The following is a 14,401-nucleotide window of genomic DNA, read 5'->3' on the forward strand; positions in this document are numbered from 1 at the left end:
CGCCGTTCCGGCTACTCCGCCACGTTCCTCCCCCGTCGACGCAGACGCACCAGCGCCAGCCCGAGCAGGAGGGCGAAGGCCCCGAGCGAGAACCCACCGAGGACGTCGGAGCCCGTGTACGCGAGCCCCGTGACGCCCGTGGTCGCGACCCCGCCGATCCCGTCGCCGGAGCCGCCGCCCGCACCGGGCAGACCCGGGAAGCCCGGGGTCCCGGGCGTGCCCGGCGTACCCGGCGTACCCGGCGTACCCGGCGTGCCCGGCGTGCCCGGCGTGCCCGGCGTGCCCGGCGTGCTGGCCGCCGCCGTCACCGTGAAGCCGGTCGTGACCGGGGCCGAGGTGGCTCCCGCCACGGTCTGCGTCGCGTCGACCACGTGCGGCCCGACGGCCACGTCCTCCCAGACGACCGTCCAGTCACCCGCCGCGTCCGCCGTGACGACCAGGACGCGATCCGCGGCGAGGATAGCGGCCGCGGCGACGTCGTCGACCGTGACGCCCTCGGCGTCCCCCGCGTCGAGCTGGACCGTGACGGTCGCGCCGGGTTCAGCCGTACCCGTGGTCGTCACGGTCGCGGTGCCGTCCTGACCGGCCGGGAACACCGAGCCCGGCAGCGGGCTCGTGATCACGATCGGATCGATCGCGGCGATGACGAGGTCCTGGGTGGCCGTCGTCGTGCCCGCGTCCGCGGTCTGCGTGGCGGTGAGCACGTAGGCGGCGACCGGGACGCCCGCGAACGTCACCGTCCAGGTGCCGTCGTCGGCGACGATCGTGATCTGCGTCGTCCCCTCTCCGAGGTCGACCGTGACGAGCGCACCGGGTGTGCCGGTGCCCGTCACCGTGACGTCCTCGACGCCGTCGTCGTCGGCGTCGGCGATCAACGCGTCCGGAGCGGGCGAGGTGATGACGACGGCGTCGGTGTTCGCGGCCGCGGTGACCGTGAACACGACGGTCTCGGGTGCCGACACCGCGCCTCCCACGGTCTGGGTCACGGACAGGCTGTGCTGCCCCGGCTCGACGCCCACCAGCGTGGTCGACCAGACGCCGTCGGCGTCCACGTCGACCGTGACCGGCAGACCGCCGTCCAGGCTGACGGCCACGGAGGCGTTCGACTGGGCCGAACCGTCGACCAGGACGTCGGCCGTGCCCTCCGTGCCCGAGGGCAGGATCGACCCCTGCTCGGGCGAGGTCACCACGAGCGGGGCGACCTCGGCGGCGGGGGCGAGGACGACGTCCACCGACGCACTGCCGGTGACCACGCCTGCGACCCTCTGCTCGACGATCGCGGTGCGCGTGCCGACCGGGACCGCCGGCAGGGTCACCGACCAGGTGCCGCCGTCCGTGACGATCGCCGTCCGCGTGGTGCCGCCGACGGAGACCGTGACGGTGGCTCCGGGCTCGCCCGTGCCGGTGACCGGCAGGTCGACGAAGCCGTCACCGTCGGCGTCGGTCACGAGCTGCCCGTCGGCGGGCGAGGTGATGGTCGGGGCGACGGCGGGGTCGGCCGGGGCGGGCACGATGACGACCTGCACCTCGACCGGGACGCTGGTCTCGTCGCCGACGGTCTGCACGACCGAGACGGTGTGCGTCCCGGTGGCGAGCACGACCGGCACCTGCCACGAGCCCGCGTCGTCGACCGTCGTGGTGACGGGGTCTCCCCCGTCGACCGTGACGGCGACGGGCGCGCCCGGCTGTCCTTGGCCGCGGACGACGACCGGCGCGGTGCCGGAGTCGCCCGCCTGGTACTGCTGCCCGTCGGTCGGTGCCGTGACGGTCAGCGCGGCGGCGGCCTCGACGACGACCGTGGTCGTCACCGGAGCCGACTCGGCCCCGGCGACGGTCTGCGTCGCGGACACCACGTGCTCGCCCACGCCGACCCCCGCGAAGCTGGTCGTCCAGGTGCCGTCGTCGTCGACGTCGACCGTGACGGCCGTGCCGTCGTCGAGCGTCACCGCGACGGTCGCGCCGACCTGCGCCGAACCGGTCACCGGCAGGTCCACCGTCGAGTCGGCGGACAGCACGAGGAGGCGCGTGCCCGTCGCCGGGTCGGTGATCTCGATCGGGTCTGCCGCGACCACCGCGAACGGCTGGGTCACGGGGACCGTCGTGACGGTGCCGTACTGCTGCACCACCGAGATCGGTCCGGCGCCCACCGGCACGGCGTCGAAGGTCGCGGTCCACGCCCCCGTCGTCGGGTCGGCCGGGACGGCCTGGGTCAGGTCGTCGCCGAGCGAGACCGTGACGGTCGCGCCGGGCTGGGCGGTGCCCGACACCGTGACCGGCGTCGTCTGACCGTCGAGGACGACGACGGTGGCACCCGGGGCGGGCTCGGTGATCGAGACCGGCGTGCCGACCAGGACGTCGAGCTGCTGGGTGGCGGGAGTCGTCGAACCGGCCGGGACCGTCTGCGTGACGACGACCGGGTACGAGCCGACGGGCACGTCGCCCACCGTGACGGTCCAGGTGCCCTCGGGGGTCACCGTGGTCGTCTCGGAGAGGTCGTCGCCCACCGCGACCACGACCGTCGCACCGGGCTGACCCGTGCCGACGACCGTGACGTCCGTGGTGTCGTCGGCGTCCTCCACGACGATCGACGACCCGGCGGGCGGCGAGGTGATCGTCACGGGAGCGGCCACGACGACCGACACGTCCCGCGTTATCGGGGTCGACACGGCGCCGTCGATGGTCTGGGTGACCGAGGCGGTGCGGTCGCCGACCGGCACGCCGTCGACCGTGACGCTCCAGGCACCGGTCGTCGGGTCGGCCACGACCGTCCCGACCAGGCCGTCACCGAGGTCGACCGTGACGGTCGCTCCGGGCTGGGCCGTGCCGGACGCGACCACCGGGGCCGTGTCGCCCGCGGCGAGCACGACGACCGTCGTGCCGTCGGTGGGCCGGTCGACGACGAGACCCGCCGCCGCCGCGACCGTGAACGGTTGCGTCGCTGCGGCCGAGGTCGCGCCCCGGATCGTCTGCGTGGCGGTCAGGGTGTGGTCGCCGACGGGGACTCCGTCGACGGTCGCCTGCCAGTCGCCCTCGGGCCCGACGGTGGCACCGGCCGTAAGGCCCGTGCCGAGCGAGACGGCGATGGTGGCGCCGGGCTCACCGGTGCCCGAGACGACGACCGACGTGGTGCCGGCCGGGTCGAGCAGGGAGACCGTCGCACCCGGGGTCGGGGTGACGATCGTGGGCGCGGCGGGGGCCACGACGATCGACACGTCCCGCGTGACCGGGGTCGAGGTCGAGCCGTCGACGGTCTGGGTGACCGCGATGGTGCGGTCGCCGACCGGGACTCCCGGCACGGTGACGCTCCACGCGCCGGTCGTTCCGTCGACCGTGGTCGTGGCGGTCAGGCCGTCGCCGAGGTCGACGCCGATCGAGGCGCCCGGCTCGGCCGTGCCCGAGACGACCAGGTCGGTCGTGGCGTCCGGCGTGGCCACCGCCACGACGGTCCCGACGGCGGGGGCCTCGATGACGACCGCGGCGGCGGGGACCACCGAGAGGGGCTGCGTGACGGCGGGCGACACCGAGGTGCCGAGCGCCTGGGTGGCGGTGAGCGTGCGCTCGCCGACCGTGACGCCCGCCACGACGACGCTCCAGGCGCCGGTGGTCGGGTCGGCGGTCGTCGAGGCCACGAGGTCGTCGCCGAGGTCGACGCGGACGGTCGCCCCCGGCTCGGCCGTGCCGCTGACCGTGACGGCGGTCGAGGCGGTCGCGTCGGCGACCGTCACGACGGCACCGGGCGTGGGCTGCAGCACGGTCAGCTCGTCGCCGACCACGATCTCGAAGGTCGCCAGGACCGGGGTCGAGGTCGTGCCGGCCACGGCCTGCGAGGCCGTCACCTGGTAGGTGGCGACGGGCAGGTCGGCGAAGACGACGGACCAGTCACCCGAGGCGGGGTCGGCGGTCGTGGTGACGGCCGCTCCCCCGTTCAGCCGGACCGAGACCTCGGCACCCGGGGACGCCGTACCCGAGACGGGGACGTCGATGGTGCCGGCCGGGTCGAGCACGGTGAAGACGGAGTCGTCCGGGTCGACGATGACGACCGGGGCGGCCGCGCGGACCTCGAACGAGCTCTCCTGCGCCGGCGAGGTGGTCCCGCCGATGCTCTGCGTGGCCGACAGGCCGACCGCACCGACGGGCACGCCGGCCACGTCCACCGACCAGGCGCCGGTGGTGGGGTCCGCCGCGACGGTCGCGACGAGGTCGGCACCGGTCACGGGGTCCAGGACCACGTCGACGGTGGCACCCGCGGCCGCGGTTCCCGAGACCGTCACCGTCGAGACGACGTCCGGTCCGGCCACGTCGACGACGGAACCGTCGGCGGGAGCGACGACGACGAGGGGGGCACCGGCGAGGATCTGCACCACCCGCGTCTCGGGGGCCGAGACCGAGTTGCCGACCGTCTGGGTCGCGACGATCGTCCGTGTGCCGACGGGGACGTCGTCGAACGAGATCGACCAGGCGCCGGTCGTGGTGCCGGCCGTGACCGTGTCGGAGACGCCGTCGCCGAGGTCGACGCGGACGACCGCGCCCGGCTCGGCCTGGCCCGACACGACGAGGGTCGTGGTCGAGGTCGGGTCGGCGAGGACGATCGGGACGCCGTCGGCCGGGGCCACGATGGTGAGCGGGGCGGCCGGGTCGATCGTCACGACGCGCGTGTCGGCCTGCTGGACGGTGTCCCGCACCGTCTGAGAGGCCCCGAGGACCCGCTCGCCGACGCCGATGCCGACGAGGGTGACCGCCCAGGCGCCCGTCGTGGGGTCGGCGAGGGTGCTGCCGACCTCGACGCCGTCGAGGGTCACGGTGATCCGAGCGCCCGGCTGGGCGGTCCCGGCGACCGGGACGTCCTGCGTGGCCGCGGGCGAGGCGACGACGTAGCGGACGTCGGCGTCAGGCGTCGTGATGACCACGTCCGCTCCGGGGACGACCTCGAAGGCCCGGGTCACGGGCTCGGTGCTCGTCGTGCCGCCGACCGTCTGGGTGGCGGAAGCGACCTGGTCACCGACGGGGACGCCGGGGACCGTGACGGTCCAGAGCCCGTCGGCCCCGGCGGTCGTCGGGGTGCTCACACCGGCCAGCGTGACCACGACGGACGCACCGGGGTAGGCCGTGCCGGTCACGACGACGGCGGTGGTGCTGCCGGTGCCGGCGACCGTGATGACGTCGCCGTCACCGGGTGCGGTGATGGTGAGGTCGGCCTCGGCCGAGACCACCGAGAAGTCCGTCGGCTCGGCCTCGAGGAGGTCGGGGCCCTGCTGCTGGCTCGCGCCCACGACGTGGTCGCCGACGGCGACCCCGGTCAGGACGAGGGACCAGGCGCCCTGCGGGTCGGTGGCGACCGGGGCCTGGTCGACGCCGTCCACCGTCACGGTGACGGGCAGACCGGCCACGCCGGTGCCCGCGATGGTGACCGGAGCGGTCCCCTGGTCGTCGGCGACGACCAGCTGGGTGCCGGGGACGGGCGCCGTGATGACGACGTCGCCGCCGACGCCGACCTGGATGTCCCGCGTGACGGCGTCCGAGGTGGAGCCGTTGACGCTCTGGGTCACCGAGACCGTGTGCGGACCGACCGGGACGCCGGCGACGGTCACGGACCACTGGCCCGAGGCCGGGACGACCACCTGGCCGACGAGCCCGTCGCCGAGGTCGACCGCGACGGTCGCCCCGACCTGGCCCGTGCCCGAGACGACGACGGGCGTCGTGTCCTGCGGTCCCGGGACGAAGTACTCGGCGCCGTCGAGCGGTGCCGTGACGGCCAGGGGCGTGCCCTGCGCGATCGTCAGCGGCTGGGTCACCGGCGCGGAGGTGGTTCCGCCGAGGGTCTGCGTCGCACCGAGCGTGCGGACACCGGCGGGGACGTCCGGGATGACGACGGTCCAGGCGCCCGTGGCGGGGTCGACCGTGGCCGGCACCTCGAAGCCGGCGCCGAGGCCGACCGTGACGGTCGCCCCCGGGTCGGCCGTGCCGGTGACGGTCACGTCGGCCGTGGTGCCGCCGACGATCGGGATCGTGGCCCCGGGGGCCGGCGTCGAGATGGCGACCGGGGTCCCGGCGACGATCGTCACGACGCGCGTCTGCGCAGGCGACACGGTGCCGCCGACGGTCTGCGTCGCCGAGATCGCGCGCTGACCGACGGGCACGCCGGCGACGTCCACCGACCAGGCGCCGGTCGTGGCGTCCGCCGTGACCCGGCCGGTCAGGCCGTCGCCGAGGTCGACGCGGACGTCGGCGCCGGCCTGGGCGGTGCCCGAGACGGTCAGGGTGGTCGAGGAGGCGCTGTCGGCCACGCGCACCGTGGTGCCCTCGGCCGGGGCGTCGATGACGAGCGGCGCACCGGCGGCGACCGTCAGCGGCTGCGTGACCGGCACCGAGACGACGCCGGCGACCGTCTGCGTGACGCTGATCGTCCGGGGCCCGACGGGCACGGACGAGACGGTCGCCGACCAGGCGCCCGTGCCGTCGGCCGTCGTCGTGGCCACGTAGCCGTCGCCCAGGTCGACCCGGACGGGGGCGTTCGGCTCGGCGGCTCCCGTCACCGTGACCGGGGTGGTCGAGGTGGCGTCGGCGACCGTGAGGGTCGCACCGGGCGCAGGCGTCGAGATCGTCACGCCGGTCGCGGCCACGAGGGTGAAGTCGGTGGTCTGCGGGGCGGACACCGCGCCTCCCACCGTCTGCGTCGCGCTGGCCGTGTAGGCGGCGACCGGCAGGGCCGGGAAGGTCACGGACCAGGTGCCGTTGGCGGCGACCGTCGCGGTGAGGTCGCGGCCGCCGCCGAGCGAGACGGCGACGGGGGCATCGGCCTGACCGGTGCCCGAGACGGTGACGTCACGGGTCGAGTCGGCGCCGGGCAGACGGTACTGCGTGCCGGAGGTCGGGCTCGTGATCGTGAGGCCCGCGCCGGCGACGACGCTGAAGGCCCGCGTCACGGCGGCGGAGACGTCGGCACCGACGGCCTGCGTCACGGACGCGGTGTAGCCGCCGACGGGCACGCCCGGGACGGTCGTCGTCCAGGTGCCGTCCGCGGCGACGAGCGCGGTGGCCGTGCGGCCGCCACCCAGGTCGACGGCGACGGTGGCCGTGGGGGTGGCGGTGCCCGAGACGATCACGGGGGTCGTGGAGTCGGCGTCGAGGACGGTGAAGACGCGTCCGGCGGTGGGTGCGGTGACGACGAGCGGCTGTTGGGCGACGACGGTGAAGTCGCGCGTGACCGGACCGGTGGTCGCGGTGCCGAGGGCCTGGGTCACGGAGGCGCTGTACGCTCCCGCGGGCACGGTCGCGACGGTCACGCTCCAGCTGCCGTCCGCGGCCACCGTGCCGGTGCCCGTGAGACCGGCGCCCAGGTCGACGCTGACGGTGGCGCCGGGCTCGCCGGCACCGGTCAGCACGACGCTGCGGGTGGCTCCGGGAGCGTTCGGCACGACGAACACCTGACCGGCGGTGGGCGTGGCGATGCTCAGGGGGACGAGGGCCGAGGCCCGGACGGTGGAGGTGGCGAGGTCGACCCGGGACGCGTTCACGAGCGGCAGGACCGAGAGGCTGACCGCGTGGACGGAGCTCGAGCCCGCGTCGGTGCCCCGCCCGTCACGGAAACCGTCGCCGTCCTGGGCGTTGATCGTGACGCGGACGAGCTGGTTCAGCAGGGTGGTCAGCGGAGCGAGGGTCGTGACGACGGCGGCGGTGGTGGTGCGCAGGGTGGTCGTCGTCGCGGCGAGCGCCGTGCCGTTCACGAGGGGCGAGTACACACCGCCGACCGAGGTGAGCAGGGTGCCGACGACGGGCAGGAGGGCTCCCCGGAGGACGGTGACGCCGAGTGCGCCGACGAGGCCGGTGCCCTGGACCGTCGTCGAGGCGGCGGGCGTCGTGCCGTCGAGCAGCTGGCCGATGGTCGTCACGGTGCGGGTGGTCAGCGTCTCGTTCGCGGTCGCGAGTCCGAGGTCGATGCGGACGGGGACGCTGAGGTCGACGGTCACGGCGGTGGCCCGGATGGCCGCGTTCGCGGCCGCGACGAGGTTCGTCGGCAGCTGGTTCTGCAGGATGTCGGTGATGCCGTTCGTGATGGCGGTGATCGTCGCGGGCCGCAGGAGGTCGCTGTTCGCGGGCAGGCCGTTGAGGGCACCGAGGTCGATGACGACCTGACCCGTGCTCGGTGTGATGGTGACCGGCCCGCTCGTCAGGGGGCGGGCGAGTTCCGTGCTGATGGTGGAGTCGAGGTCGACGGTGGCCCGCGCGCCCACCGTGGGCTGGCCGAGGGTGACGGCGCCGCCGAGGGGCAGGCCGTTCACGGCCGTGGTGAGCGGACCGGTGATCGAGGTCGCGAGGCCGCTGACGGCCGCGCTGCCGGTGACGCCGTTGACCGTGGTGCCCAGACCGGTGACCGTGGTGCGCAGCGACGAGGTGACTCCCGCGACCGCGGGGCTGGTGAGCGTGTACCGGGCTCCGGCGACCTGGTAGGCCGTCGTGGGTGTGCCCGCGGTGGCCCCGCGCTGCTGGGTGATCTGCGACGAGAGCGCACCGAGCTGCAGGGTGACGTCGCTGACGACGCCCTGGGTGGCCGGCACCTGGGCGAGCAGAGGCTGGAGGCGCAGGGTCGTCTGCTGCCCCGCGCTGCCATTGCCCGCGGCGATCGAACCGTCGGCGCCGATGAGGCCGGCCGAGGCCGTGGCACCGGTCGCGGTGGCGTTCGCGTACTGCCCGTTCACGCCGAGGGTCAGCAGTCCGTTGCCGCCGAGGAGGCGGATGCCGTTGCCGAGCCCGACGTCCAACAGCTGCAGCGCCTGGAGGTTCAGCGGGTTGACCGACGTCGGCGGGTTCTGCGTCGTGCCGAAGGCCGAGTAGGCCCCGCCGAGGGCGGCGACCTGGTCGAGCGAGACGATGCCCGAGCCCCCGACCAGCGAGGCCTCGGCCTCGCTGCGGTCGGTCGTGGCCGCCTGGGCGGGGACGACGACGACGAGCGCGCCGACCACCGCCGCGACGACGGCCGCGGCCGTCGCCTTCAGTGCCCGGGACGCGTGGGAGCGCCGGGGACGCTCAATCGCCTGGCTTCGCATGGGTGTGCCTCTTCCTGACGGGACGAGCCCGCCGCCTGATCCGAAGAACTCCCGCTGGTGAGGCGGGAGGTGCTGCTGTTCTGTTGTGTGCCGCGGTGTCGCTGTCCGGGGACGACGACGAGGCGAACGGGACTACCGCGCGGTGCGCGGGCTCGTTCGCCTGGTGCGGGTGCTGCTGACGTGCCGTGGTGAGGGGCTCATCGGTCCTGATCCTGATCGTGTGCTGCGGGTGCGACGGCGCCGTCGCGCGGGGTCGCACCGTGGTGAGGGGTGCGGCCGGAGCGGTGGTTGGTCGCTCCCGACGAGCTGGTTCGGTCTCGTCGTGCTGCCGAGCATAGACGGCCAGCGCCCGGATCGCGCACCCCCACGAAGGGGGGACACGGAGGGAGGCCTCGAGGCCTCGGGCCCAGGAACTCAGGCCCCAGAAAGAGGAATGACCCCTCACGCACCCGCCAGAGCCCGGTTACCCTTGCTGCATTTCTGCCCTGGGGGAGTTGGCCTGGATGACGCCACGTGAGGAGCCTCGACGAGTTTAGCGGCAACTGAGTGGTCGCCGCGACCCGGGGTGTTGCCTGGGGTCATGAGAATCGTCATCGCCGGAGGACACGGCAAGATCGCCCAGCTCCTCGAACGCCGACTCGCCGACGCCGGGCACGACCCCGTCGGCATCGTCCGCAACCCCGACCACACCGCCGACCTCGAGACCGCGGGGGCCCGTGCCCTCGTCCTCGACCTCGAGAAGACCGACGTCGACACGCTCGCCGGCCACCTCGACGGAGCCGACGCCGTCGTCTTCGCCGCGGGTGGTGGCGGCGGCAGCGGTGCCGAGCGCAAGCTGACCATCGACCGCGACGGGGCCGTCCTGTTGGCCGACGCCGCCGAGAAGGCGGGCGTCACGCGCTACGTGATGGTCTCGGCCATCGGCACGGACGACTTCGACCCGGCCCGCGCCGAGCTCCCCGCCGCGAACGACGACGACGTGTACCAGGTGTACATGCGCGCGAAGAGCGAGGCCGACGCCGACCTGCGCCGTCGTGAGGGCCTGGACTGGACGATCGTGCGTCCCGGTGGCCTGACCGACGACGCCGGCACCGGCCAGGTCACGGTCGGCACGACCGTCGAGCGTGGCAGCATCCCCCGCGCCGACGTGGCCGAGATCATCGCCACCGCGCTGATCGAGGGCACCGCCGTCAAGACGCAGTTCGAGGCCGTCTCGGGTGACGTCACCGTCTCGGACGCGCTGGCGACCATCAAGTACTGACCCGCGCCTCCTGGTCGTCGTCCGACGGCCCGGAGGCTGCAGACCGAGACACGAGAGCCCCGGAGGCGCGACCTGCGCACCGGGGCTCTCTCGCGTCGTCGGAGCGGCCGGGTCGTCCACCCGGCCCGACGTCTCAGCTGACGGCGGCGGCCTGCCGGGCGATCTCGAGTTCTTCGTTCGTCGGGACGACGAGGACCGAGACCTTCGAGCCCTCGGGCGAGATGTAGCGCGCGTCGCGGGAGGCGAGCTCGTTGCGGTCGTCGTCGACGTGGATGCCGAAGAACTCGAGGCCCATCAACGTGCGCCGACGCAGCAGGGCGTTGTTCTCCCCCACACCCGCCGTGAAGACCACGGCGTCGAGGCCGCCGAGCTGGGCGACGTAGGCCCCGATGTAGTGCCGCAGGCGGTGCCGGTAGACGGCGAGCGCCGCCTCGGAGACGGCGTCGCCGCGGGAGGCGCTGTCTTGCACGTCGCGCATGTCGCCGCTGCCGGTCAGCCCGAGCAGCCCGCTCCCCTTGTTGAGCAGCGTCTCGAGCTCGGCGAAGTCGAGACCGGCCTCGCGGTGCAGGTGGAAGACGGCGGCGGGGTCGATGTCGCCCGAGCGCGTGCCCATGACGAGCCCTTCGAGGGGCGTCATGCCCATGCTCGTGTCGATCGACCGACCGCCGTCGATCGCGGCGGCCGAGGCACCGTTGCCGAGGTGCAGCACGATGGTCTTCAGCTCGGCGAGGGGGCGGCCGAGGAACTCGGCGGTCTTCTCGCTGACGTACTTGTGCGACGTGCCGTGGAACCCGAAGCGGCGCACGTGGTGCTTCTTCGCCAGCTCGGCGTCGATCGCGTACGTGTAGGCCGCGGGGGCGAGCGTCTGGTGGAACGCCGTGTCGAAGACCGCGACGTGGGGCACGCCGGGGAAGGCCTCCTTCGCCGCGCGGATGCCCTGCAGGTTGGCCGGGTTGTGCAGCGGGGCGAGGGCCGACAGACGCTCGATCGCCTTCTCGACGTCGGCCGTGACGACCGTGGCGCGGTCGAACTCTTCTCCACCGTGGACGACGCGGTGGCCGACCGCGACGGGCGGGTACTCGGCGAACGACGGACCGTGCGCGTCGAACGCGGTCAGCATCGCGGCGAAGCCGGCGGCGTGGTCGGCGATCGGTTGCGTGTCGTTGCGCGTCTCGTCGCCGGTGACCTCGTTGCGGTGGCGGGTCGACCCGACCGCCTCGCCGATGCGCTCGACGAGGCCGCTGGCGAGAGTGCGCTCGCCTTCGAGCTCGATCAGCTGGTACTTGAACGACGACGAGCCGGAGTTGACGACGAGGACGGTGCTCACGAGGAGGCTCCTTCGGTGCTGGTGGCGGTGGCGGCCTCGGCTGCGGCGGCCTGCGTGCCGGCCTGGATGGCGGTGATGGCGACGGTGTTGACGATGTCGCCGACGAGCGCCCCGCGCGACAGGTCGTTGATCGGTTTGCGGAGGCCCTGCAGGATGGGGCCGATCGCGACGGCGCCCGCACTGCGCTGCACGGCCTTGTAGGTGTTGTTGCCCGTGTTGAGGTCGGGGAAGATGAACACCGTCGCCCGGCCGGCGACCTCGGACTCGGGCATCTTGGCGGCGGCCACGGTCGGGTCGGCCGCGGCGTCGTACTGGATCGGTCCCTCGACGAGCAGGTCGGGTCGGCGTTCGCGGACGAGGGCCGTGGCGGCGCGGACCTTCTCGACGTCGGCACCGGAGCCGCTGTCGCCCGTGCTGTAGCTCAGCATCGCGACGCGCGGCTCGATGCCGAACTGCTGCGCGGTCTGCGCCGACGAGATGGCGATGTCGGCGAGCTGTTCGGCGGTGGGGTCGGGGATGACGGCGCAGTCGCCGTAGACGAGCACCCGGTCGGCGAGCGCCATGAGGAACACGCTCGACACGACGCCGACGTCGGGCAGCGTCTTGATGACCTCGAACGCGGGCCGGATGGTGTGCGCCGTGGTGTGCTTGGCACCCGACACCATGCCGTCGGCGAGGCCGAGCTTCACCATCATGGTGCCGAAGTACGAGACGTCGGTGACCGTGTCCATCGCCTGCGAGACCGCGATGCCCTTGTGCGCCCGCAGCTTGGCGTACTCGGTCGCGAAGAGCACCTGCAGGCTGGGGTCGAACGGGTCGAGCACGCGGGCGGCGGCGAGGTCGAGACCGAGCTCGGCCCCCCGGGCGCGGATGGCCGTCTCGTCGCCGAGCAGCGTGATGGCGGCGACGCCGCGCTGCAGCAGGGTCGACGCGGCCCGGAGCACCCGGTCGTCGTCGCCCTCGGGCATGACGATGTGCTTCTGCGCCCCGCGGGCCCGCTCGAGCAGCTGGTACTCGAACATCAGCGGGGTGACGACGCCGGACGGGCTGACCTGCAGCAGGCGCAGCAGCTCGGCCCCGTCGACGTGGGTCTCGAAGAGGGCGAGGGCGAGGTCGTACTTGCGGGGCGAGTCGGCGGCGAGTCGACCGCGGGTCTGGGTGATGGCGAGGGCGGTGTCGTAGGTGCCGGTGCTCGTGGTGGCGATCGGCAGGGGGCTGTCGAGCCCCTCGAGCAGGCGCTCGACCTGGGGGGCGAGGGCGAACCCGCCGTTGAGCACGATGCCGGCGAGTGACGGGAAGGTCTCGGAGGCGTGCGCGAGCACGGTGGCGACGAGCACGTCCGAGCGGTCGCCTGGCACGACGACGACGGCGCCTTCGGTGAGGCGCGGCAGCACGTTCTCCATGGACATGGCGGCCACGACGACCCCGAGCGCCTCGCGGTCGAGCAGGGCGTCGTCCCCGCGCAGCAGGGTCGCGCCGGTGGCCTGCAGCACGGCGCGCATCGTGGGGGCGACGAGCACACGGTCCTCGGGCAGCGTCCAGATCGGGACGCGACCGGTCGGCGACGCCTCGAGGGCGTGCCCGATGCCGTCGACGACCTCGTCGAGGTGGTCGGGGTCCACCCGGTTCGCGACGACGGCCAGCAGGCTCGCGTGCTCGGAGCGCAGTTCGGCGGTGGTGAGCTCGGCGACCTGGCGCATGTCGGCACCCGAGCGCCGCGTCTGGCCGTCGGCGCTGCGGCCGCCGAGCACGAGCAGCACGGGCGCGCCGAGGTTGGCGGCGATGCGGGCGTTGTACGAGAGCTCGGTGGGGCTGCCGACGTCGGTGTAGTCGGAGCCGATCACGACGACCGCGTCGCACTGCCGCTCGACGGCGGCGAAGCGGCTGACGATCGTGGCGAGCGCCGCGTCGGGGTCGGCGTGGACGGCGTCGTAGCTGACGCCCACGCACTCGTCGTAGGCGAGGTCGACGCTGTCGTGCGACAGCAACAGCTCGAGCACGTAGTCGCGCTCGTCGGTCGACCGGGCGACGGGGCGGAACACCCCCACGCGGCCCACCTCGTGACTGAGCGTGTCGAGCACGCCCAGGGCGATCGTGGACTTGCCCGTGTGGCCTTCGGCAGAGGTGATGTAGATGCGTGTCGACACGCTCGCCAGCCTAGGGCGGCAGCCTTCGAGCCGCCGGGGAAGCGTGCTTCCGCAACACGCGGCCCCTCTCCTAGGCTCGTCGGCATGCCGATCCGCACCGCGACCGAAGCCGACCTGCCCGGCGTCCTCGAGATCCACGCCGACGCCGTCGCGCACTCGAAGGCCATCTGGACCGACGTCACCCCGACCCTCGAGGGCCGACGAGAGTGGCTGACCGGCCATCAGGAGGCGCGGCGCAGCGCGATCGTCGCGGTGGACGGCGACGAGGTGGTCGGCTACGGCAGCTACGGGCCGTTCCACGCGAAGGACGGCTACCGGCACACCTGCGAGAACTCGGTGTACGTCCGGCCGGGGCAGCAGGGCAAGGGCCTCGGCCGCGCGCTGATGACCGAGCTGATCGAGCGCGCGACGCGGGACGACCTGCACGTCATGGTGGCGCTGATCGAGGCGGGCAACGAGGCGTCGGTGCGGTTGCACGCGTCGCTCGGCTTCGAGGACGCCGGCGTGCTGCGCGAGGTCGGCACGAAGTTCGGCGAGTGGCTCGACCTGAGGTACATGACCCGCCGCCTCGCCTGAGGGCCGTGCGACGCGCCCGCCAGGGGTTCGCTTCCGGACGCCAGGA

Annotated in this window: 5 protein-coding genes and 1 other RNA gene; 2 read left to right on the forward strand and 4 right to left on the reverse strand. The window is 74.0% G+C overall.

What is annotated here, in order from left to right:
* Positions 1–11 precede the first annotated feature (11 nt).
* Together AC1MBW_RS02115 and ffs are read right to left on the reverse strand one after the other, a co-directional pair.
* Positions 12–9,044: a hypothetical protein gene (locus tag AC1MBW_RS02115; protein WP_480025295.1), complete on the reverse strand. Its 9,033-nt coding sequence runs from the start codon at positions 9,042–9,044 to the stop codon at positions 12–14.
* A 429-nt stretch (positions 9,045–9,473) separates the two neighbouring features.
* Positions 9,474–9,570, reverse strand: an RNA gene (ffs, locus tag AC1MBW_RS02120) — signal recognition particle sRNA small type.
* A gap of 54 nt (positions 9,571–9,624) precedes the next feature.
* Between ffs and AC1MBW_RS02125 the strand changes: the two genes are divergently transcribed.
* Positions 9,625–10,305 carry an SDR family oxidoreductase gene (locus AC1MBW_RS02125; RefSeq protein WP_480025296.1) on the forward strand — a complete coding sequence of 227 codons (681 nt, stop codon included), beginning with the start codon at positions 9,625–9,627 and terminating at the stop codon, positions 10,303–10,305.
* Between the two features lie 133 nt (positions 10,306–10,438).
* On the opposite strand, the gene AC1MBW_RS02130 is transcribed toward AC1MBW_RS02125, so the two are convergent.
* Positions 10,439–11,632 (reverse strand): acetate/propionate family kinase, encoded by a 1,194-nt coding sequence (locus AC1MBW_RS02130; protein ID WP_480025297.1) that lies wholly within the window; start codon positions 11,630–11,632, stop codon positions 10,439–10,441.
* Entirely contained in the window at positions 11,629–13,779 is a 2,151-nt protein-coding gene (gene pta / locus AC1MBW_RS02135) for a phosphate acetyltransferase (protein WP_054146688.1), read from the reverse strand. Before pta ends, AC1MBW_RS02130 begins: the two co-directional genes overlap by 4 nt.
* A gap of 84 nt (positions 13,780–13,863) precedes the next feature.
* Between pta and AC1MBW_RS02140 the strand changes: the two genes are divergently transcribed.
* Positions 13,864–14,355 carry a GNAT family N-acetyltransferase gene (locus AC1MBW_RS02140; RefSeq protein ID WP_054146689.1) on the forward strand — a complete coding sequence of 164 codons (492 nt, stop codon included), beginning with the start codon at positions 13,864–13,866 and terminating at the stop codon, positions 14,353–14,355.
* The last annotated feature ends 46 nt before the right edge of the window (positions 14,356–14,401 follow it).

The organism is Frigoribacterium sp. AP1, assembly GCF_056680555.1.